The sequence below is a fragment of the Collinsella aerofaciens genome (assembly GCF_028209885.1).
Taxonomy (GTDB): Bacteria; Actinomycetota; Coriobacteriia; order Coriobacteriales; family Coriobacteriaceae; genus Collinsella; species Collinsella aerofaciens_BA.
The window spans coordinates 42829-63975 of the sequence record NZ_JAQLEM010000007.1; the positions used below are offsets into that span (position 1 = coordinate 42829).

Consider the following 21147-nt stretch of genomic DNA (forward strand, 5'->3'; position numbering starts at 1 on the left):
GCTTTTTCGCTTCATCGAGGCGCAGGGGCTGCCTTTCGGCTCCCTGCGACCGCGGGACTGATATTGCATCGCTTGCGATGCAACTGTTGAAGTCAAGCAATCGTTGGTCGAATTTTGGTCGAAATTGGCATGGCATTGATTCAAGCATTTTATCAAAATATGTTAATCTACCTGCGCATATAACGGTATCAAAGAGCTTCAAAAGGTGTCGATAAACATCGATATTCTGTTCTCATGACCCGAAGGTCGTAGGTTCAGATCCTGCCCCCGCGACCAAGACTTTTGTAGCCAGGAAGCTTAACGGCTTCGGCTTATAGGACAAAAAGTGTGTCCGCTTTGGGGGCATCGGCGCAGGTCGATGCCCCTTTTTCAGCCGTTTAAAATCCGCGCCCGCTTTTTACCGCTCGGACAGAATGTGTGTCCGGTTGCCTATCGTTCTCGCGGGTAGATAACCTTTTCCGGAACCGTAAAACCCTTTCGGAAGAGGTACCCATGAAGGCCGTTTATTGCCCCTACTGCGGCGGTCGGACCAAGCGCAACGGCAGGACGTCTTCGGGCTACTGCGCGTGGAAGTCGCGCCCGCCGAGCGCGAGCTTTGCGGCGGACATGGTCACGTTCTCGTATTTAAACCCGAACTACCTGCCCTACTCGTGCACGAACCTTGCAGGCATTTCCGGCCTAGGGAACCTCTTGGGCGTGCGGTCGATGGGCTACGCGTTCTCGTCGTGCACCTTCGCAACCATCGACTTCCGGGGCATCGACCCGTCCAGGCTCACGAATCTGTTCTGCACGTTCTTGGGGTATTCATACCTGACGATGATTTACGCGGACGCGACATGGGCACTGCCAACGAGCGGCATCACGGGTTCGCAGTGGTTCTATTCCTGCTCCACGTCGCTCGTCGGCGGCAACGGGACCGTGTGGGCAAGTAGTAAGACGGCCTGCTCGTACCTGTGCGCCGAGGTGGCTGGTACGCTTGGGTACATCATGGCTTCTCAGCAATGAGTTTGGCCTTGGCCACTATATCGGTATTGGCCATATCTGAGAACATTTCGTCGACGAGCCGAACGTAGAACTCGTAGGCTTCGTAGCGAGATGCTTTCAGAGCGCCTTCGGCTTCCCTCAAACGCAGCCCAGCATCTCTCGCTTGCGCTTTTCTTGCCATCTGCTGCATGACTGGTTCGTCACCGCCTTTGGAATCATCACCTCTCTGCAGTTTCGCCACCTCCGCATCAAGGCGCGTCATCAATAACTCGTATTCACTCTCACCAACATTTGAGAGGCTGATCAGCAAGTCTTTGAAAGTTCTGGCAGTGAGCATGCGATTTAGAGCTGCCCTGCAAGCATTAAGTTCTGCGTTGGCTTTTTCGACCATATCCTGGGCAATGAAGGCACTCCCTGCAGATGGCTTCTCATTCTCCAGCGTGGTCTTTCCAAGCGGCCACTCTACGCTTGCCTTCCCCGTGATGCTTTTAAGTGCGGTGACTGCCCCGCTCTCCAATCCAACGATGTCGGCGACATCTTGGAGCTCGTACGAATCGCAGTCCGTTTCGCCGATTAGATAGCCGATTGGTTTTCCGAAGAAATCGGCAAGTTCGACCAAATCAGTCCAATTCGGGAAATGGTCTCCCTTGAGGAAGTGGCTAATCCTTCGCGCTATGGCCTTGCACGCCTGGTCCGTCTTCTTTACGCATTGAGCATCGATGCTCGATTGGTTTTCTCCTCCGTAACGCCTTTCGTACATGAGCCTCGCGAGCTCGATTTGCGAGAGGCCAACTCTACCGTCCGTATTGACGAAACTCCGCATTAAGCTTGCAAGTCGTTCTGGAAGCACATCTTCTGGCTTATAACGGCGGACATACATTGTCTGAATACCCTTTCTAAATAGCGCAGCAGACATATCTTAGACATTTACTGTTTACTTGTGCAGTTGCATTATTGACCCAAGTAATCAAGTAGCCAGCGGGCGGTCGAGTTAGGAGGACACGATGACGGATTGGGACTACGCGCAGCTGTCACATATTGCAAAGGAGTCGGGCGGACCAAGGGCGCTTATCGCAAACATCAGAAATGGGGGAATTGCCACAGGAAGGTGGCAGGGTTGCATTGTTGGATCTGCTGTAACGCTTGCCATAGGGAGTATGGGTTTGTGCCTGTATAACAGGCACCAGAAGAAGCTGGCGCTTGCCAACGAGAGCGCCGAAATCCTTGAGTCGAACATCGAAGCCTACGATGCCATCCAAGCGGAGGGGGCCACGGGCGCAGCCGATGAAGACGAGCAGAGTATTCGGGATGAAGGACTAGGTGTCGAAGCCGCCGTTTAACGACGAGCAATATTGCTAGCCAATTCAACGATATAAACCTAGAAGGGTCGAGCCCCCGGCACAGCGCCGAGGGCTCGCTTTCGTTGCGGATTGATTACACTGGGCGGTCTTGAGCTCCCGATACGTCGGGCCGCCCTTGCTGATGTTTACTTAAAAGTGGTCCGAATGGTCAAGCTAGCGTACTGGACAAGGATCTTCGAAAAACGCTTCGAGCTGACGGCGGCGCCCTTTGATGCTAAAAGGCATCGGGCCTGCGTTTCTATAAGGCCGGCCACCCAATTAAGAGCCATCAGGACGCATGGCTGCGGTACATCGAGGGGCGGCTTGGATGGGCTATCGAGATGAAAAAGATCGTTGCGGAGATCGGGTTTTAAAAACGCTTCGGCAATTTACTGGCTTATAGGACACACTTTTTGTAGCTTTCAACTATGAGTCGACTGTTTTCCGACTACAAAACGCGGGGATGCCATCGAAAAGGACACTTGCGGTATCCAGAGTCGGGTAGGGATGGATGCCGCAAGTAGAGAGTCCAATGCAAGTAGAGAGTCCAATATTAGATGATGCGCCCGGTAAGGTACCCAGACGCATCGCGGTCGGTCTGTTGGAAGCCGTGCGTCTGACGGTGAGATCCATCACGATGTTACAGGGCATGCCATCTTGCGGTCTTTCCCGTTCCGTCGCTATCGATGGTCTTGTCTACCTTCTTCATCTTCGCTAACAGGTTCGACACCTTCTTGGCCTTTTGCGCGTCGGTAAGGCCCGAGGGGAGAAGATCGTTGATGAGGGCGGTGATTTTCGCACGTGGTGCGGGCCCCGTTTCTGAGAGCATCTGAATGACAAACGCCTTGCAGGCCTCTTCATTGAGGCCTTTGCTGCGCGTGTAAGACACCTCCTGCCCCGTCTTCGAGGCAAGGGCGTTCGTGATGGAGATATGGGGGTACCTGCCTTCGATAAGCTTGAGTCGATGCAGCTCTGCGGCCTCCTCGTTCGTGATTTCCTCGCCTTTTTGAACCTTGTCCAAAAGGTAGACGACGTCCATCGGAAGGTCCGGTTTAGCATAGAGTAGCCTGCTGTAGCTCTCATTGATGGTCTTACCGTAGACGCTTACGCGCACGCGGGTTGGATCCGAAAGGTCGTAGGTGGGTAGGGGGAAGTATCGCTTTCTCTGCATCTGGAATACTTTGGGGATTCCCATGGCGATGGTGTCAATCATGTCCATCTGCACCATCGCCTCGGAAAGGAAGGGGTTGCGGTAGTAGCTTGGCTTAAAACCCGGCCGCATCGCATTTTCGATTGTCTCCGGAATGAAGGACCCTTCGTTTAGGAACACGAGGTGATCCTCGAATTCCTCGACATTGATTCGCCCCTGCATGGAATAGTCCTGATGGGCGATACAGTTGTTCAGGAGCTCTCTGATGATCTCGGGTTCGTACTGGTCAGCCTCAAAGGGAAACAGACTCGCGCCATTTGCGTTGAACCGGTACTTCTCGTTGCGGATTTTCCCGAGTACCTGGTCAATCGCGAGAAGGAAGGGTGGTTTGAAGTGCTCGTAAGAGGTTACCGATCCATTGGAGGCATAGAGAGTCCAGGTGATGCGCGGGCTCATCCCATCGAGCAGACGGGTGGATTCTGGCCTTCCGAGCAGGATGAGTGTCGTCGGGGTGATCTTGCCGTTTCTGGTTAGGTTTGCCATGTCGAGAATCGTGCGGTCATCCATGTCCGCGAACGCCCCGGAATGCCGCCGGTGCTTGGAGAGAAAGAGCTCCACCGCTTTCTTCACGGCTTTGGGGTCGAGGTCCTCGAAGGTTGCTTCTTCGATTTCGAGGGCACTCCAGTCCGGCCTCCGCATTTGGCGTATCTGCTCGTACTTATCGATGGGGAGTGGCCCGAGTGATTCGCCCTCGCGCGCCCATGCCGCATTGTTGAACGCCGTCGGCATGCCTGGCGTTGCGGCGGGGATTTGAAACGCGAGGACGCGTTTGCCGTCAATCCTGAGTTCATGGATCTCTCTCAGGGTGAGGTGGTTGTTCGCGCGGTCCGCAATCTCCTTTTTAAGGGATCGAAGGTTGGCCGGATTTCCTTCTCGGTAAGCGGTTCCGCATGCGACCTTGTCGTTGTCCATACCGAAGATGAGCCAGGCGTCTTGTTTCCCGCGCAGGACCGCTTCGTTACTCAGGGCGGAGAAGTACTTCCCGAGGTTCTTGAAACTGAAGTCGTTTTTCGCTTCCTTGAGCTCGATAACCTCGCTCTCATAGGGCTTCTCGATACGGGCGATGAGTTCAAGGACGTCGTGATCGCTGTAGTACAAGATCGCTCCTAACGGTCTCGTGGCTGATATTTAGTCGTAAGATACGACTAAATATCGAAATTAAAGTCATTTTAGTCCAATCTAACGACTAGAAATAAAGATGTTGGACTGTTTATAGGACTAAATACTGTGGAAGGCACGGCTTTAGTCCAATCGCTGTTTGACGGCCCGCCATATCCATAACCCGGAGGTCGTAGGTTCAAATCCTGCCCCCGCGACCAAGAACTTGCAGCTCGTCGGCCTAGCCGGCGAGCTTTTTTGTTATTTCGGGACCGTGTTTTCGGTCCAATTCTCGGCCTCTCAAACAAAATCTCGATCTGTAACATCTAGACCCGATTTGGGCGGCTAGGTGTTACAGATCGAGATATACCGGTGGGTTGGGTCGTGTTTGTCTAAATCTGTAACACGAGGGACGGATTTTGCCGAGTTGTTGTTATAGATTGAGATTTTCTAGCAGGCGGGTTTGGTTTGTCTCGATCTGTAACAGTAAGACCCAGTTTTGCCGCGTAACTGTTACAGATTGAGACAAACCGACGGGCCGCCCATCCCCATCCACCTGCCGCTACCTGCTGTCCGCCGATTTCCGTTGCGCTGCTGTATTCCCATGCCATATCCTCTAGACAACTACGCGGCATCATCGCCGCCGCGCCTACAAGAGAGGAATGTCCATGACCGCACCTGCACCCAAGCTGCTCCAGCCCATTACGGTTGGCCCCCTTGAGCTCAAAAACCGCATTATGTTCCCGCCGCTGACCACCGGCTACGAGGAGCGCGACGGTTCCATTGGCGAGCGCAGCCTGGCTTTTTACGAGCGTCTGGCTCGTGGCGGCGTGAGCTACATCGTCATCGGCGACGTCGCTCCCGTCATGACCGCAAGCCCCACGCCCAAGCTGGCGACCGACGCTCAGATCCCCACGTTTAAGGCCCTGGCCGACGCCGTCCACAAACACGGCGCCAAGGTCGCGCTGCAGCTGTTCCACCCCGAGTACGACGTGCCCGGTGTCGGCCGCATGGTCATGGGATCCATGGCTGCCGCCAAGGCCGCGCAGGAGGCCAAGGCCGCCGGCGACGAGGAGACCTTTGCCGCCAAGATGGCCGAGTCCAACGAGATCCGCAACCAGGCCTACGCCAAGCTGCATCACGACATGCAGCACTTTGTGAACGAGGCGAGCGTAGAGCAGCTCACCCAGATTAAGGAGGCCATCGCTGCCTCGGCCGCTCGCGCACAGCAGGCCGGCATCGACGCCATCGAGGTCCACGGCGACCGCTTGGTGGGTTCGCTGTGCTCGGCCATCCTCAACCAGCGCACCGACGAGTACGGTGGTTCGTTCGAGAACCGCGTTCGCTACGCGCTGGAGGTCGTCGCCGCCATTAAGGAGGCCGCGCCGCAGCTGATGGTGGAGTACAAGCTCCCCGTGATCATGGAGAACCCCGACGGCACGCCGCGCGGCAAGGGTGGCCTGCAGCCCGACGAGGCCTGCGAGTTCGCCAAGCTGCTCGAGGGCGCGGGCATCGATATGATCCAGGTTGCACAGGCCAACCACACCGGCAACATGGGCGACACCATTCCGCCCATGGGTGCCATGCCCTACAACTGGACGCTGCCCGTGGCCGAGCGCGTCAAGGCCCTGGTCTCCGTGCCGGTGGCAACCGTGGGCCGCGTGGTTTCGGTCGAGGCCGGCGAGAAGATTCTGGAAGACGGCGCCGCCGACATCATCGCCTATGGCCGCTCGCTCATGTGCGACCCCGACATTGCGCTGAAGGCCGACACGGGTGAGCCCATCCGCGAGTGCCTCAACTGCAACAAGGGCTGCGTCGACGCGATTCAAAACCGCAAGTACATCTCGTGCGTGCTCAATGCCGAGAACGGCGACGAGGCGACCATCGCCATCAAGCCGGGCGAGGGCGACAAGAAGATCGCCGTGGTGGGCGGCGGCATCGCCGGCCTGGAGGCCGCACGCGTGGCGGCCAAGCGCGGCTACGACGTGACCATCTACGAGGCGAGCGATCATCTGGGCGGCCAGATTGTGCTGGCGGCTGCGCCTCCGCGCAAGGACGAGATCATGCGCTCGGTCGAGTACTACGAGAAGATTCTGCCTGGCCTGGGCGTGAAGGTTGAGCTCAGCCATGCCGCTACCGCTGAGGACCTCAACGCCGCCGACGCCGCGATTGTGGCTGTGGGCGCGCACGACGTGGTCATCCCCGTTCCGGGTGCCGACTCGGACAAGGTCGTTTCGAGCTGGGACGTGCTGGCCGGCAAGGTGGAGCTCAACGGCCGCGTCGCCGTCATTGGCGGTGGCCTGGTGGGCACCGAGACTGCCGAGTATCTGCTGCAGCACGGCTGCGAGGTGGCGATTGTCGAGATGCTCGACAAGATTGCCGCGGGCGAGTCCGAGACCATTCTGCCGCTGATTATGAGCGACTTTGCAGAGCACAACGTGGAGCAGCATGTTAAGACCCGCCTGACCGCCATTACCGACGAAGGCGTGGAGGCTGTTCGCACCACCGAGGACGGCGCCGAGGAGCCGGTGAAGATCGCCTGCGATTACGTGGTGATGGCCGTGGGCTCCAAGGCCAACGCGTTTGACCTGGATGGCGTGACGGTGCCCGTGACCTGCGTGGGCGACTGCTCGGGTGAGCGCACCGCCGACATTGCGAGCGCCATCCGCACGGCGTATCACGCGGCCAACGAGCTGTAGTTGAACATCGCGGCTAGGCGGGGCGGTAGCACGGATCCGTCTCGCCCGGCTGTGTCCCGTCGGGTGTCAACCGGTGCGGGGCCTGCAAGCGCAGCAGGTCCCGCCCTTTTTGTTTTGCTCCGATGAATGGCAATGCGCGGTAATCATGAGGAGTGAGGACGTCTACTGCCTTGCAGATCACTCAAAAATATTGGGGGAGGGGTTAATAACTATATCCTCTATACCAAAGGACATAAAGAGATGCCAATTTTGTTGACAAGCGAATGACGATTAGCTGCGAGTCAGCTACCAGCGTAAATAATCGATAAAGAAATGTCGTAATTTGGTGCCAAATGCCCAGATAACGCCGCGTCTATTTTAATTAACTGCTTTGAGCAAACGGTAAAATGCTACTATCTAACTTGCACGTAAGAAAGCAGATTAACGGTTAAGGCTAAGAAGTGGCAGGTATGTCGGAAGCAACTAGGACTCGCACGCATGCGCCCGAGGTTAGGCAGCGCGCCGTCGAGATCCTTCAAGAGGGGGTCGGTCATCGCGCTCTCGCCGCGGAGCTTGGCATTCCCCAGGCCACGGCTCGTCAGTGGGCCCGCGCGTATGCCGTGGGCGGTGCCGACGCCGTTCTCAATGCCGGTTCGCATCATCATACCTATTCGTACGACGTAAAGCTCGCTGTGGTTAAGGACCGTCTGGAAAACGGCTTGACGGTTCGCGAGGCCATGATCAAGCACAAGATTCCCAGCGAGTCTTCGGTCAAGGCTTGGTGCCGTCAGTACCGCGAGAGCGGTGAGTCCGCACTGGTCGATAAGCCGCGCGGCCGCAAGCCGCGCGTTAAAAAGGCGGAATAGCAAACGGGATGGTGCGCTCATAGGGGCGCATTTTTCTTGCCGCGCCAACTTTTTGGACCGGCGCGAGCCTGTCGGGACATCCTCCAAAGTGGCCAATAAACCGCGCGCAGTGGCCCGCGCGCCTGTCGCTGCGATAGGGGGAGCGTCGCCTCTCTGCTCCAAAGCGGACGCGCCCTTGCCCTGTACGCCTAAAACTCCCCAGTTGACCGAAAACCTGCCGCCGCTACTCCTCAATTGAGCTATAACGTTAAACAATTGCAGCGTTTTTGCATGGGGGAGTGATGGTATGACGCTACTGTATTTCCTTACCCTGTTTCCGCTGGTACCGGCGCTGGGCATGCTGCTCGCGCGCGGTGACCGCGCTCGCGATGCGGTGGGGCTTGTAGGTTCCGGCATTATTATGGCGGTGACAGTTGTAGTCGCCGTCATGTTTTTTGGCACGGGTCCGCAGAGCTTTGAGGTTGCCCCCGGCACCTCGCATGTGCTCTCGATCATCAGCTCTGTCATCGATGTCATTCTGTGCGCCGTCATCCTGTACAACGCGTTCAAATATAGGAACGCGCTCACCACGGTGCTTGGCATAGTCCAGCTGGTGGGCTCGCTTGCCTTTGCTGCCATGACGCTGCCTGCGGCCGAAGCTGTCACGGCGACGCCGCTCTACCTGGACTACATGAGCGTGATCATGGTCCTCGCCGTCGGCATCGTCGGCAGCCTCATCTGCGTGTATGCCCTGGGTTATATGAAGGACTTCCAAGCGCACGACGAGCACGAGGCCGCGCTGCGCGGGCAGACCGCGCCCGACCGACGCCCGCAGTTCCTGGCGCTTATGTTCCTGTTCCTCTCGGCCATGTTCGTCATCGTGACGAGCGATAACCTTGAGTGGCTGTTCTGCGGCTGGGAAATCACCACCGTGTGCTCGTTCCTTATGATTGGCTACACGCGCACGCCCGAGGCCATCAAGAACGCCTTCACCCAGATCATCCTCAACATGCTGGGCGGCATCGCGTTTTTGGCCGGACTCATGTTCCTGCACGTTAACGGCATGCCGCTGACCATCTCGGGCATGATCGAGCTTTCCGGCGCCGGAACCGCGCAATCCGCGCTGCTGGTGATGCCGGTCATCCTGTTGTCGCTCGCCGCGTTCACCAAGGCCGCACAGATGCCGTTCCACACGTGGCTGTTGGGCGCCATGGTTGCCCCCACGCCCACGAGCGCCCTGCTGCACTCGTCAACTATGGTCAAAGCCGGCGTGTTCCTGATGGTCAAGCTGAGCCCGCTCTATGCCATCTATCCCGTGACTGGCTTTATGGTCACGAGTGTGGGTGCCATCACGTTTTTGCTCGCTGCCCTCATGGCCATCTCGCAGAGCAACGCCAAACGCGTGCTCGCGTACTCCACCATTTCCAACTTGGGCCTCATCAGTGCCTGCCTGGGTGTCGGCGCGCCCGAGGCCGTATGGGCGGCCATCTTCCTGATCCTGTTCCACACGGTGGCCAAGTCGCTGCTGTTCCTGTGCGTGGGCACGGCCGAGCATCATATCGGCAGCCGCAATATCGAGGACATGGACGGTATGTTCAGCCGCATGCCGCACCTGACGCGTCTGATGATGCTGGGCATCATGGGCATGTTTGTCGCGCCGTTTGGCATGCTCGTGTCCAAGTGGGGCGCCCTGGTGGCGTTTGCGCAGACCGGCAATGTGCTCATGATCATGGTGCTGGCCTTTGGCTCGGCCGCGACGTTCTTCTTCTGGGGCAAGTGGCTTGCCAAGCTTTCGGGCGTCGACCCCACGGCTCAAAACGTTGAGGTCAATGTTCATAAGACCGAATGGATGGCCCTCAACACCATCGCCGCGCTGCTGATTCTGTGCTGCGTGGCCTTCCCGCTCATCTCGAGCGGTCTGGTGTCGCCTTACCTCGCCATGGTGTTTGGCCGCGTGCCGTACGTTATCGGCAAGGACGCCATGTATCTGATGGTGGTTATCGTGGCGTTTATCGCCGTGGTGCTGCTGACGTCATTCCGCGTGAGCAATAAGCCGCACGTCAACGTGTACCTTTCGGGTGTGGGGACCGATAAATATCGCCATTTCCGCGGCTCGATGGGGCACGAGGTGAAGGCCGAAAAGCGCAATTGGTACTCGGAGGACGCCCTTGGCGAGAAGCGTATTGGCCCCGCGGGCAGCGTCGTGTGCTGTAGCATTATCTTGTTTGCGCTGCTGTGTTGCGCGTGGATTGGGCCCGAGCGGCTTGCCATGAGCGCGCCCTCGGTGCTGCGCGGCAAGTATTTCGAAGGTTCGGGTGTCGTGGGCATCTTTATTGGTACCTTGGTGTTTGCCCTGCTGGCGCCTTTGGTTGGTGGCCTGATCGACGGCGTTGACCGCAAACTTTCGGCCCGTATGCAGGGCCGCGTGGGCCCGCGCCTGCTCCAGCCTTTCTACGACGTTGCCAAGCTGCTGCGCAAAGCCCCTGCCAGCGTAAACACCATGGACGATACCTATATGGCGTGCGCGCTCATCTTTACCGTCGTGGGCGGCGGCATCTTTGTGTCGGGCTCTAACACGCTACTGTGCGCCTTTATGGTGACGCTCGCCGCGATCTTTGTGGTGCTGGCGTCCGCCTCGACGCAAAGCCCGTTTGCCCAGGTTGGCGCCGATCGTGAGCTGCTGCAGGTCATGAGTTACGAGCCCGCCGTTCTGCTGATGAGCGTGGGTCTGTATCTTGCCACCGACAGCTTTGATTCCATCGCTGTGACGGGGCAGTCGGCCCCCATCATCGTGTACAGTGCGCCCATTTTCCTGGCGCTGCTCGCGGTGCTTACCATCAAGCTGCGCAAGTCGCCGTTTGACCTTTCGTACTCGCATCATGCGCATCAGGAGATCGTCCAGGGCGTCGCCACCGAGATGAGCGGCGGCACGCTGGCCAAGATGACCCTTATGCACTGGTGCGAGACCGTGCTGTTTTTGATGTGGGTGGGCATGTTCTTTGTCTGGGACAACCCCGTGAGCTGGGTTGTAGCCCTGGTCGTGATGGCCGCGACGTATTTTGTCGAGGTCCTGATCGACAACACCTTTGCACGCAGCACCTGGCGCAGCTGCTTTAGGCTCGGATGGGGCGTGGCGCTGGTGTTTGGCCTGCTCAACCTTATGCCCATCCTCGTCGACGTGTTTATTTAGGAGGCGGCATCCATGGATCATAAAATGTCGCGCTCGCCGTGGGTCATTCATTACGACGGCTCGAGCTGCAACGGATGCGATATCGAGGTGCTGGCCTCGCTCACGCCGCTGTTCGATGCGGAGCGCTTTGGCGTGGTCAACACCGGCAACCCCAAGCATGCGGATATCTTTTTGGTGACGGGGTCGGTCAATGCCCAGAACCTGCCCGTCGTGCGCCAGATCTACAGCCAGATGCTCGAGCCCAAGTGCGTGGTGGCGTGCGGCATTTGCGCGTGTTCGGGCGGCGTATTCCGCGATGCCTATAACGTGATCGGCGGCGTGGACCGCGCGATTCCCGTGGACGTGTATGCGCCCGGGTGCGCCATTCGTCCCGAGACCGTGATCGATGCCATCGTGGAGGCGTGCGGCATCCTTGATCAGAAGGAGGCCGTGATGCGCGCCGGCGGTGACCCGCTTACCGTGGGCGGCGCTGCTACCTGGGATGGCGGCGTCGAGTTGGGCGAGGACGGGTTCGTGGCTGCAGCTGGGGCCGGGGCTGACGGTGCCGGTGACGCGCCTGCCGAGAAACCCGCAGCGCCTGCCGCTGGTGACGCACCTGCTGAGACACCCGTCGCTGCAAAGGAGGCCGAGTAATGCAAAAGGCTATCTATACCACCGTCGGGCTCGACGAGCTCCTGCCGCATGTGCAGGCGCTCAAGGGCGTCGGCGCGCGCTTTGTGCAAATGCACGCCGAGCGCTGTGTGGACGACGGATCGTATCGCCTGGTCTATACGTTTATCAACGTTCGTGCTGCTCAGGAGCATATTGCGCAGGACGGCAGCTATGCGATCGAGAACCTGGTGGTTGAGGGAATTGATCAGTACCAGGAGATTCCGTCCATCAGCTCGTACTATCCGGCGGTATTTCCGTTTGAAAACGAGGCCCACGACCTATTTGGTCTTGCCATCACCGACATGCAGGTTGACTTTAACGGCTTTTTCTACCAGGTCTCGACCGTCGAGCCCATGAGTGTAATCACGCCCGAGGTGAAGGCCGCACGCGAGAAGGCCATGAAGGTCCGTGCCGCCGTCGAGGCCAAGGCGCGCAAAGCCGCGGCCGAGAAGGCCGTCGCTGCCGCGGCCGCTGCGGGGGAGGGCGCCGCGGGCGCCGGCGATGCTGCGAGCGCTGCTGCCGCCCAGCCCGCTGCGGCTGCCGGCTCCGATGCTCAGCACGATGAAGCTGCTGCGAAGGCCGCGCTCAAGGCTGCCGAGATGGAGGCAAAGCTCGCCGCCATGGATCCCGAGAAAGCGGCCAAGGTCCGCGCGGCGCTTGCCGCCAAGGCCGCCCGCGACAAGCAGAAAAAGGAGGCGTAAGGTCCATGGCACATCGCTCCGTTATTCCGTTTGGCCCGCAGCACCCGGTGCTGCCCGAGCCGCTTCATCTGGACCTGGTAATCGAGGACGACCGCGTCATCGAGGCAATTCCGCAGATCGGCTTTGTGCACCGCGGGCTCGAGAAGCTCACCGAAAAGCGCGACATGCACCAGTTTGGCTACATCGCCGAGCGCATCTGTGGCATCTGCGCCGTGGGCCACAGCTACGGTTATGCCAGCGCCTGCGAGCGCATGCTCGACATCGAGGCGCCCGGCCGCGTGCAGTATATCCGCACCATTTTGCACGAGCTTTCGCGTATTCATTCGCACCTGCTGTGGCTGGGTCTGCTCGCCGACGCCTTTGGCTTCGAGGCACTGTTCTATCGTTCGTGGACCCTGCGCGAGCAGATTCTCAAGATCTTCGAGAGCACGTGCGGTGGCCGCGTGATTCTGTCGATTAACGAGATCGGCGGCCTTAAGCACGATATCGAGGACTCCGAGCTGGCCGGAATTGTCCAGACGCTCGATGCCATGCGTCCCGACTACGAGGCCCTGGTGCATACGTTTTTGGACGATGACAGCTGCGGCGAGCGCTTGCATGGCGTGGGTGTGATCAGCAAGAAAGATGCGCTGGATCTGTCGATGGTCGGCCCGTTTGGGCGCGCCTCGGGCGTGGATTACGACGTGCGCATGTTTGGCGACGGCGCCTATGCGGACCTGGCCGCGTTTGAGCCCATTGTTGCCACCGACGGCGACTGCTATGCCCGCTGCCAGGTGCGTTGTGCCGAGGTCACGCAGGCCATGGACATTATCAAGGAGCTTGTGGGCAAGATTCCGCACGACGGTATCGGCGGGCGCACCAAGCTCACGCCGGCCGACGGTGCCCGCGGCGAGGTTGTGATTGAACAGCCGCGCGGCGAGGCGTATTACTATGTGCGCGGCAACGGCACCAAGAACCTGGACCGTTTTCGCGTGCGCACGCCGACGTCGCAGAACCTGGCGGGTCTGACGCATGCGCTGCAGGGCGTGCTCCTTGCCAACGTGCCCATGATTATCCTGACCATCGACCCCTGCATTAGCTGCGCGGAAAGGTAGGCACGGCATGAGTTTGCTGACATTTGCCAAGACGGCCTTGGGTTCCATGGTCAAGCAGCCGGTCACGGTGTGCTATCCGCAGGAGAAGCTCGCGGCGCCCAAGCGCCTGCGCGGGCACATCGTCAACGACATGGACGTGTGCATCTGCTGCGGCATGTGCGCGCGCCGTTGCCCGGCGGGCGCGCTCGCGGTCGATCGCAAGGGTGGTACCTGGTCGATCGACCCGTATGCCTGCGTGGTGTGCGGTGAGTGCATCGAGAGCTGCCCCAAGCACTGCCTGACTATGGACACCGCCCGTACCCCAGTCGCAGCGGACAAGACTCCCACAGTAGAAACCAAGCCGGAATAGCGCTGGAATAGGGGCCGGTGGGGCAAAAATGCCCCACCGGCCCCGCGCTTAAACGCGCGGTTGGGCCGCCACGAACAAAACTATGCCGGTTTACTACGATAAGTCGCCTACCCCCAACCACACCGCATTCGGCAAAACAAAAACCGCAGATAGACGGCTTGCATTTTTGCGAAAAAGTCACGCGTGGTCGGGAATCTCGTTTTTATCGTAGTAAACCGGCATAGTTTTGAAATGACACCATATTCGTAACAGCCCTTGATCTCCCCAAGGACGGAGGAAAACGGATCAATTTGGCCTTGCGAGGGCTGCCGCGTGACCCGTCTGCCACGAAATGGGCCCATCTACTACGTTTAAGCCGCTACCCTCAACCATGGCGAATTACGCAAAAACAAAACCGCAGGTAGCGCGTCTGCGGTTTTTCATGAAACGCGGTTATGGTCGGGGGTACCGGACTAAACGTAGTAGATGGGCCAGTTTCGTGGCGAGCGCCACCAATTGATCCCCCGGGGACGGAGGAAAACGGGCCCTTTCGCCCCGTCCATCTTGAGTCGCACCTATTTTCCTGCGAAAACGCCGTGTCTCAACTTTGGTGAGACATTTGTCTCACGCCCAAAACCGAATCTGGAACATGTGTCACCTGTCCTAAGTGTGTTTCATTCCGTAACTTTAGGCTGATGCAAGGTCTGAGACCGCGAGAAGGGAGACGCGATGAGTAAGTACACGAGGGGCCTCTTGGCGGTGATACTTGCCGTAGTGCTTGTGTTGCCGGCTGCAGCATTTGCCATGCTGCCTGAGGCCAACGCCAGGTCCAGCACCGGAATGGACGGACCGACAATGAGCGGAAAGGTCGTCGTCGATCCCGACACCAGCGGACGCTGGGAAATCTGGGCGGCCGGTCACAACGGTAATAAAGTAACGACTCAAAACGTCGGCCGAATCTGGACCGACAAGACGGTCGAGGCAACTGAGGAAAACGAAGAGTCGGATTTTCTGACCACGCTTTCGGCCATGTCCTCGACGTCTAATTCAACCGTGACGGTTACTACGCCGCTCGACATCGTGATGGTGCTGGATGCATCTGGCTCGATGGATGATCCTATGGGTGGCGGAGATCGCACCAAGCGTATCGATGCACTGAAGAACGCTGCGAACAGCTTTATCGATACCATCGCAAAACAAAATGAGAGCATCGAGGGCGTCGATAGGCAGCATAGGGTTGCCATTGTTAAGTTTGCGGGCAAGAAGTCCAACGATATCGGCAACAATATGTATCGCGACGGAGGGTACTCCTACAATTACACCCAGGTTATGAAAGAATTGACCTACTGTTCCGGCAGCAATGCGGATGATCTCAAGAAGAATACAATTAATAAAATTCAGCCTGCCGGCGCCACGCGCGCCGACTATGGCCTAGAGCTGGCCGAGAAAATCACTACCACTTATGGTCGCAAAGACGCCAAGAAGATTATTGTGTTCTTTACCGACGGTACGCCAACAAAGCAAAATAAATTCGATGAGGGTGTCGCCAACGCTGCCGTGACAGCTGCTAAGAATATGAAGGACGGCAAGGCCACCGTTTATACCATCGGCATCTTTGATGGCGCGAACCCCAGTGCTGGTATCCAGGATTCGAAGACAAGCCAAGAGAACAAGTTCATGCAGGCCGTTTCGAGCAACTACCCCAATGCCACGGCATGGGATGCTCATGGTGCACGCGCGGAAAACTTCGACTACTACAAGTCGGCGACCAATGCCGAAGAGCTCAAGAAGGTCTTCGACGACATCTCACAGGCCATTACGTCGGAGGCGCCTTATCCGACCGAAATTGATAAGGGCTACGACGCGACCAAGTCCGGTTACATCACGTTTACCGATGAGCTGGGCGACTTTATGCAGGTCGACAGCTTCACCGAGGTCGTCATCAACGGCACGTCGTTTACCAAGACGGACAAAACGGTCAATAAAGAAACCAATACCGACACCTACGAGTTCACCGGCAAGGCAAAAGACCTGCTCATTACCGTGCAGCGTGCTGGTGATGACAATCCCCAGAAGGGCGATGTCGTAACGGTCAGCATTCCTGCGTCGTTGATTCCGCTGAGCCACTTTAAGACCGTAGACGGCAAGCTTTCGGTCGACAGCGCTCAGCCTATCCGAGTGAAGTACACCTCGAGCGTGAAGAGCACTGCGCTCGACAACCTGTTTACGCCCGAGAAGGTAACGGGGCTCAAGGATTACATCGAGAACAATACGACCGTTGCCAACGGCGCCAAGACCGTGAGTTTCTACGCGAACAAGTGGGCTGCCGGCGATCTGGGCAATACGGTTGCGACCTTTGAGCCGGCCGACACCAACCGCTACTACTACTTCCAGAAGCAGACTCCCATTTACACGGACAAGGACTGCACACAGCCTGCAAAGAATTCACTGGCAGAAACCGGCACCTATTACTACAAGGATGAGTTTGAGGAGCAGGGCGAAAACGGCGAGGCCAAGCCCGCCTCTGCCGTCATCGAGTTTATCGGCGGCGACGCTGCGAAGTTTGACGGCGCTATTGTTGCCGACGAGGACGGCAACCTTTCGTTTAGCGTGGGAACCGCGCGTCTGGCCTTTATCGACGAACTCCATACCACCAAGAAGAGCGTGGGCGGCAACAACACTGGTACCGCGACCGACGTTCTCAACCCCAAGTGGAACAACGTGTCCGCCAAGGCGACCGCGACGCATGTCAATTCCTACCTGGGCAACAACGGCAAGATCGGCTTTAACGTGACGCCGGCAACGGTGGACACCAAGGCTAGCTTTGGCCTGACCAAGGTGCTCGAGGGTCGCGACTGGACGAATGCTGACGCGTTTGAGTTTGGCCTGACATCCGAGAGCGGCGCCCCGATGCCTGCGGCTAGGACTGCGACCGTGCGCAAGGCTGACCTGGACCAGGGCAAGGCTGCCATCGACTTCGGCACGATCGAATACACCGAACCTGGCACGTACGTCTACAAGGTCAGTGAAAAGCATGCCGGGACCACGATTGACGGCATCGCCTACAGCAAGAACGTCGCGGAGATCACCGTGACGGTAACGCCCGACAAGAAGGGCGAGCTGAGCGCTGGCGTGAAGGTGACCTCGGGCGAGACCGAGTTCAAGAACGTTTACGCCACGAATCCTGTTGAGTCCAGCGTCACCGACCAGATTACCGTGACCAAGTCTCTGACCGGGCGTGACCTTACGGCCGACGAGTTCAGCTTTGAGCTGCTCGAAATCATTGACAAGGAAGTTAAGCCTGTCGAGACCGTTGAGAACGCCGCCAACGGCAAGGTGACGTTCAGTGCCATCAAGTACACCGAGATCGGCCAGCACACCTACATGCTGCGCGAGGTCAAGGGCGACGCCGGCGGCATCACCTACGATGACGCGGTCTACATCATCGTGACGACTATCGCCGATAACGGCAAGGGCCAGCTGGTTGCCACGCACGAGCTGAAGGACGCCAGGGACGTCAAGAGCATCGAGTTCAAGAACGCCTACACCACGAATGCTGCCGAGGTATCACTTGTGGGCAAGAAGAACCTGCAGGTCGCCGACGGCTTGACCCCGGCTGACATTGCCGGCAAGTTCACCTTTACCGTGACCGGTGAAGAGGGTGCACCCATGCCCGCGAACTCGAGCGTGACCAATGATGCCAAGGGCAAGGTCGACTTTGGCAAGATTACCTTTACGCTCGACGACCTTAACAAGGCTGTGGGCGAGAAGCCCGAGAAGCGCGAGCACACCTTCACCTACACCGTGACCGAGTCCGGCGAGGTCGCTGGCGTGACCAACGACGCCAAGCTGTCGCGCGAGGTTTCCTTCACCGTGATTGATGACGGCAAGGGCAATCTGAGCGTATCCCACAAGCCGGACGGCGATGTGGCATTTACGTTCACCAATACCTATAACGTGACGCCTGTCGAGACGAGCGTCACCGACCAGATTACCGCGAACAAGGTTCTGATCGGCCGCGACCTCAAGGAAGGCGAGTTCTCCTTCGAGCTCGTCGAGGGCAACAAGGTCGTTGCCACCGGCATCAACGACGCCGAGGGCAACATCACGATGAGCGCCGTGAAGTACACCGAGGCCGGCGAGCACACCTACACGCTGCGCGAGGTCAACGGCGGAACCATCAGCAAGGGCATCACGTACGGCGACGCCAAGTACACCATCGAGACCACCATTACCGACAAGGGCGATGGCACGCTCAAGGCTGAGCATGTCCTGAAGGACGCCACGGCTGCGACCTTCAAGAACACCTACAGCGTGACCCCGCTCGACGCAGAGCTCGACTTTGATCTGAGCAAGGCTATCGACGGTCGCGACTGGACGGACTCCGACAAGTTCAGCTTTACCATCACCGCCGCCGAGGGCACCCCGCTGCCCGATCCTGCAACCGTGACCGTGAACAAGCACGATGTGAAGGATGGCATTGCCGCCATCAAGTTCGGCAAGATTCGCTACACGGCCACCGGAACCTACAAGTACGAGATCCGCGAGAACGCGGGCAGCACGGTCGGCATGACGTATGACGCGCATGTCGCAACCGCCGAAGTGACCGTGACCGAGAACGGCGATGGCAGCCTGACCGCCAACGTCACCAAGAAGGAAAACGGACGCTTTACCAACGCGTACCGCACTGGGCTTAACTACACCGCTGCCGGCGGTCTGTGGCTCAGCAAGTATCTGGACGGCCGCCCCATGACCGAGGGTCAGTTCACCTTTACCGTGACACCTGCTGACGACGCTTCGGCTCGCGCGCTCGGTCTGCTGCCCGGGGCTAATAGCTTCAAGTCCCCCGCAGCGGCAGAGGCAACGGTCGGACTGATTGACATTCTGGCTGGTCATGAGGTTATATTTACGCAGGCTGACGCCGGCAAGACCTTTACGTACACCGTGGCCGAGAAGAACGACGGCCAGCCCGGTTACACCTACGACGACGCCGTGCGCACGGTGACGATCGCCATCGCCGACGACACCGCCGGCACGCTCACTGCTACGACGACCGTTTCCGGCGGTCCCGAGGGCACGCATGAGACGGTCCACAAGAGTGGCGAGAACAAGGTCGAGAAGGCCCTGGTGCCGTTCCACAACAGTTACAGCGCTACGACCAACACGCCTGGCGGCACCGCCGCTCAGGTCGTTGCCACCAAGACTCTGACCGGCCGCCCGATGGCCGACGGCGAGTTCTGGTTCGGCATCGCCTATCAGGGTGAGCTTGTGGCATACGAAAACCTCAAGCCCAATATCGGCGGGCACGTGAGCTTTGATACGCTGCACTACGACACTAAGATGCTTGCTAATCTTGAGGCTGCTGGGCTTGCCCATCGTACCGACAAGGACGGTAAGCTCGCTTGGACCATTAACTACACGGCCTACGAAGATTTATTCGGGCTGCCGAATGGCGTTTCCGCTACAACGTGGAGCTTTGGCTTTAAGGTTATCGTCGTCGACAACGGTGACGGTACCCTGACGGCGACGGTCGACTACGGCGGCGTCGAGCCCTTGTTCGAGAACGTCTACGGCGCCGACGCCGTGGATGCCGCGCTCACCGGTACTAAGAAGCTCCAGGTTGCCGAGGGCCTGACCCCGGCCGACATCACGGGTAAGTTCACCTTTACCGTGACCGCCGACGAGGCAGGTGCCCCGATGCCCGAGCGCACGACCGTAACCAACGACGCAGCCGGTAACGTGGACTTTGGCAAGATCCACTTTACGCTCGAGGACCTCAACCGCGCTCTGGGCGTGACGGACGATGCGACCGATAAGGCCGAGGCGGACGAAGCTGACGAGGCCGAGGCCGACGAGGCAGAGGCTGAAGAGGCCGACCCCGCCGCTGACGCCAATGTCGACGAGTCCGAGCCTGCGGCCCCCACCGCTCCGCGCTCGCACACCTTTGCCTATACGGTGACCGAGACCGGCAGCGCCCCTGGCGTGACCAACGATGCCAACGCCACGCGCAAGGTTTCCTATACCGTGACTGACGACGGCGCCGGACATCTGAGCGTCGTGCACGAAGGCGACGACGGTGCGGCCTTCACGTTTACCAACACCTACGGCGTGGCGCCTACCGATTCGTCCGTGACCGATCAGGTCAAGACGGTCAAGCGTCTGACCGGCCGCGACCTTGCGGCTGGCGAGTTCACGTTTGATCTGCTCGAGGACGGCGTGGTTGTCGCTAGCGGCACCAACGACGCCAACGGCACCGTTACGCTGAGCCCGATCCGCTACGAGGCACCCGGCACGCACACGTACACGCTGCGCGAGGCTTGCCCCAACGCGCTCGGCCTGTACAAGGGCGTCACCTATGACAGCGCGACCTACACCGTCGTGACCACCGTCTCCGACAATGGTGACGGCACGCTGACCGCGACGCACAAGCTCGAGGGAACCACCGAGTCGGCTGGCTTTACCAACAAGTATCACGCCATGCCTACGCAGGTTTCCATCGGCGCGGTCAAGGTGCTCGAGGGACGCGAGCTCAAGAAGGACGAGTTTAGCTTTAAGCTCGTTGGCGAGGACATCGAGTCCACCGTCACCAACGATGCCGACGGCAAGATCAACTTCGACAAGTTCGAGTACGACGAGCCTGGTACGTACGTCTACACCATCAGCGAGGTCAAGGGCGACGAGGCCGGTATGACCTACGACAAGTCCGTCTTTACCGCGACCGTCAACGTGGCCGATGACGGCGAGGGTAACCTCAAGGCGAATGTCGCCTTTGCCAAGGGCGATAAGAGCGTCGAGGGTATCGTGTTCAACAACACGTACAAGAAGCCCGAGACGCCCGTGCCGACGCCCGATCCCGGCACGCCCAAGACCGTGACGAACATCGTCAAGACGGTCAAGGGTTTCCTGCCCACCACAGGCGACCAGCAGGCTGCCGCTCTGCTTATGGCATTTGTCATCGCCATGGCCGGTGTCGGTGCCCTGGTCTGGGGTATCCGTAAGCGTTAGGCACGCTGGTAGCGCCCGGGGCC

Annotated in this window: 12 protein-coding genes; 10 read left to right on the forward strand and 2 right to left on the reverse strand. The window is 58.8% G+C overall.

Translation table 11 applies throughout. The annotated features are described in order from the left end of the window. The first annotated feature begins 492 nt into the window (after positions 1 to 492). Positions 493 to 1005, forward strand: a complete 513-nt coding sequence (locus tag PMX21_RS02955; protein WP_055285364.1) for a hypothetical protein — start codon at positions 493 to 495, stop codon at positions 1003 to 1005. On the opposite strand, the gene PMX21_RS02960 is transcribed toward PMX21_RS02955, so the two are convergent. Continuing rightward, positions 986 to 1864: a hypothetical protein gene (locus PMX21_RS02960; protein ID WP_055285363.1), complete on the reverse strand. Its 879-nt coding sequence runs from the start codon at positions 1862 to 1864 to the stop codon at positions 986 to 988. The two genes, PMX21_RS02955 and PMX21_RS02960, sit on opposite strands and share 20 nt — an antisense overlap. A 124-nt stretch (positions 1865 to 1988) precedes the next feature. Between PMX21_RS02960 and PMX21_RS02965 the strand changes: the two genes are divergently transcribed. After that, entirely contained in the window at positions 1989 to 2324 is a 336-nt protein-coding gene (locus PMX21_RS02965; protein ID WP_055285362.1) for a hypothetical protein, read from the forward strand. Between the two features lie 640 nt (positions 2325 to 2964). Here PMX21_RS02965 and PMX21_RS02970 read toward each other — a convergent pair. Then, positions 2965 to 4632, reverse strand: coding sequence for an RNA-binding domain-containing protein (locus PMX21_RS02970; protein WP_055285361.1), 1668 nt, complete (start codon positions 4630 to 4632; stop codon positions 2965 to 2967). 668 nt (positions 4633 to 5300) lie between these two features. Here PMX21_RS02970 and bilR point away from each other — a divergent pair. The 8 genes from bilR to PMX21_RS03010 all read left to right on the forward strand — a co-directional run bounded on the left by bilR (position 5301) and on the right by PMX21_RS03010 (position 21124). After that, positions 5301 to 7331 carry a bilirubin reductase, long form gene (gene bilR, locus PMX21_RS02975; RefSeq protein ID WP_271757963.1) on the forward strand — a complete coding sequence of 677 codons (2031 nt, stop codon included), beginning with the start codon at positions 5301 to 5303 and terminating at the stop codon, positions 7329 to 7331. 449 nt (positions 7332 to 7780) lie between these two features. Next, entirely contained in the window at positions 7781 to 8176 is a 396-nt protein-coding gene (locus tag PMX21_RS02980; RefSeq protein ID WP_006235758.1) for a helix-turn-helix domain-containing protein, read from the forward strand. Between the two features lie 286 nt (positions 8177 to 8462). Continuing rightward, positions 8463 to 11345: a proton-conducting transporter transmembrane domain-containing protein gene (locus PMX21_RS02985; protein WP_271757964.1), complete on the forward strand. Its 2883-nt coding sequence runs from the start codon at positions 8463 to 8465 to the stop codon at positions 11343 to 11345. 12 nt (positions 11346 to 11357) lie between these two features. After that, complete coding sequence (locus tag PMX21_RS02990; RefSeq protein ID WP_138113714.1) at positions 11358 to 11978, forward strand: NADH-quinone oxidoreductase subunit B family protein; 621 nt, start codon at positions 11358 to 11360, stop codon at positions 11976 to 11978. After that, positions 11978 to 12697, forward strand: a complete 720-nt coding sequence (locus PMX21_RS02995) for an NADH-quinone oxidoreductase subunit C (RefSeq protein ID WP_271757966.1) — start codon at positions 11978 to 11980, stop codon at positions 12695 to 12697. Before PMX21_RS02990 ends, PMX21_RS02995 begins: the two co-directional genes overlap by 1 nt. Positions 12698 to 12702: 5 nt before the next feature. Further along, on the forward strand, positions 12703 to 13791 hold the full coding sequence (locus PMX21_RS03000) for a hydrogenase large subunit (RefSeq protein WP_271757967.1): 1089 nt from the start codon (positions 12703 to 12705) through the stop codon (positions 13789 to 13791). Positions 13792 to 13798: 7 nt separating this feature from the next. Then, a complete protein-coding gene (locus tag PMX21_RS03005) occupies positions 13799 to 14140 on the forward strand; it encodes a 4Fe-4S dicluster domain-containing protein (protein WP_195246425.1) in 342 nt (113 codons plus the stop codon). Between the two features lie 708 nt (positions 14141 to 14848). Beyond that, entirely contained in the window at positions 14849 to 21124 is a 6276-nt protein-coding gene (locus PMX21_RS03010) for a Spy0128 family protein (protein ID WP_271757970.1), read from the forward strand. Positions 21125 to 21147 lie beyond the last annotated feature (23 nt).

What these genes read in the sequence shown, in the direction of transcription:
- PMX21_RS02955 (WP_055285364.1), top strand. Translation starts at nt 493, where the DNA reads ATGAAGGCCGTTTATTGCCCCTACTGCGGCGGTCGGACCAAGCGCAAC.
- PMX21_RS02960 (WP_055285363.1), bottom strand. Translation starts at nt 1,864, where the DNA reads ATGTATGTCCGCCGTTATAAGCCAGAAGATGTGCTTCCAGAACGACTT.
- PMX21_RS02965 (WP_055285362.1), top strand. Translation starts at nt 1,989, where the DNA reads ATGACGGATTGGGACTACGCGCAGCTGTCACATATTGCAAAGGAGTCG.
- bilR (WP_271757963.1), top strand. Translation starts at nt 5,301, where the DNA reads ATGACCGCACCTGCACCCAAGCTGCTCCAGCCCATTACGGTTGGCCCC.
- PMX21_RS02980 (WP_006235758.1), top strand. Translation starts at nt 7,781, where the DNA reads ATGTCGGAAGCAACTAGGACTCGCACGCATGCGCCCGAGGTTAGGCAG.
- PMX21_RS02985 (WP_271757964.1), top strand. Translation starts at nt 8,463, where the DNA reads ATGACGCTACTGTATTTCCTTACCCTGTTTCCGCTGGTACCGGCGCTG.
- PMX21_RS02990 (WP_138113714.1), top strand. Translation starts at nt 11,358, where the DNA reads ATGGATCATAAAATGTCGCGCTCGCCGTGGGTCATTCATTACGACGGC.
- PMX21_RS02995 (WP_271757966.1), top strand. Translation starts at nt 11,978, where the DNA reads ATGCAAAAGGCTATCTATACCACCGTCGGGCTCGACGAGCTCCTGCCG.
- PMX21_RS03000 (WP_271757967.1), top strand. Translation starts at nt 12,703, where the DNA reads ATGGCACATCGCTCCGTTATTCCGTTTGGCCCGCAGCACCCGGTGCTG.
- PMX21_RS03005 (WP_195246425.1), top strand. Translation starts at nt 13,799, where the DNA reads ATGAGTTTGCTGACATTTGCCAAGACGGCCTTGGGTTCCATGGTCAAG.
- PMX21_RS03010 (WP_271757970.1), top strand. Translation starts at nt 14,849, where the DNA reads ATGAGTAAGTACACGAGGGGCCTCTTGGCGGTGATACTTGCCGTAGTG.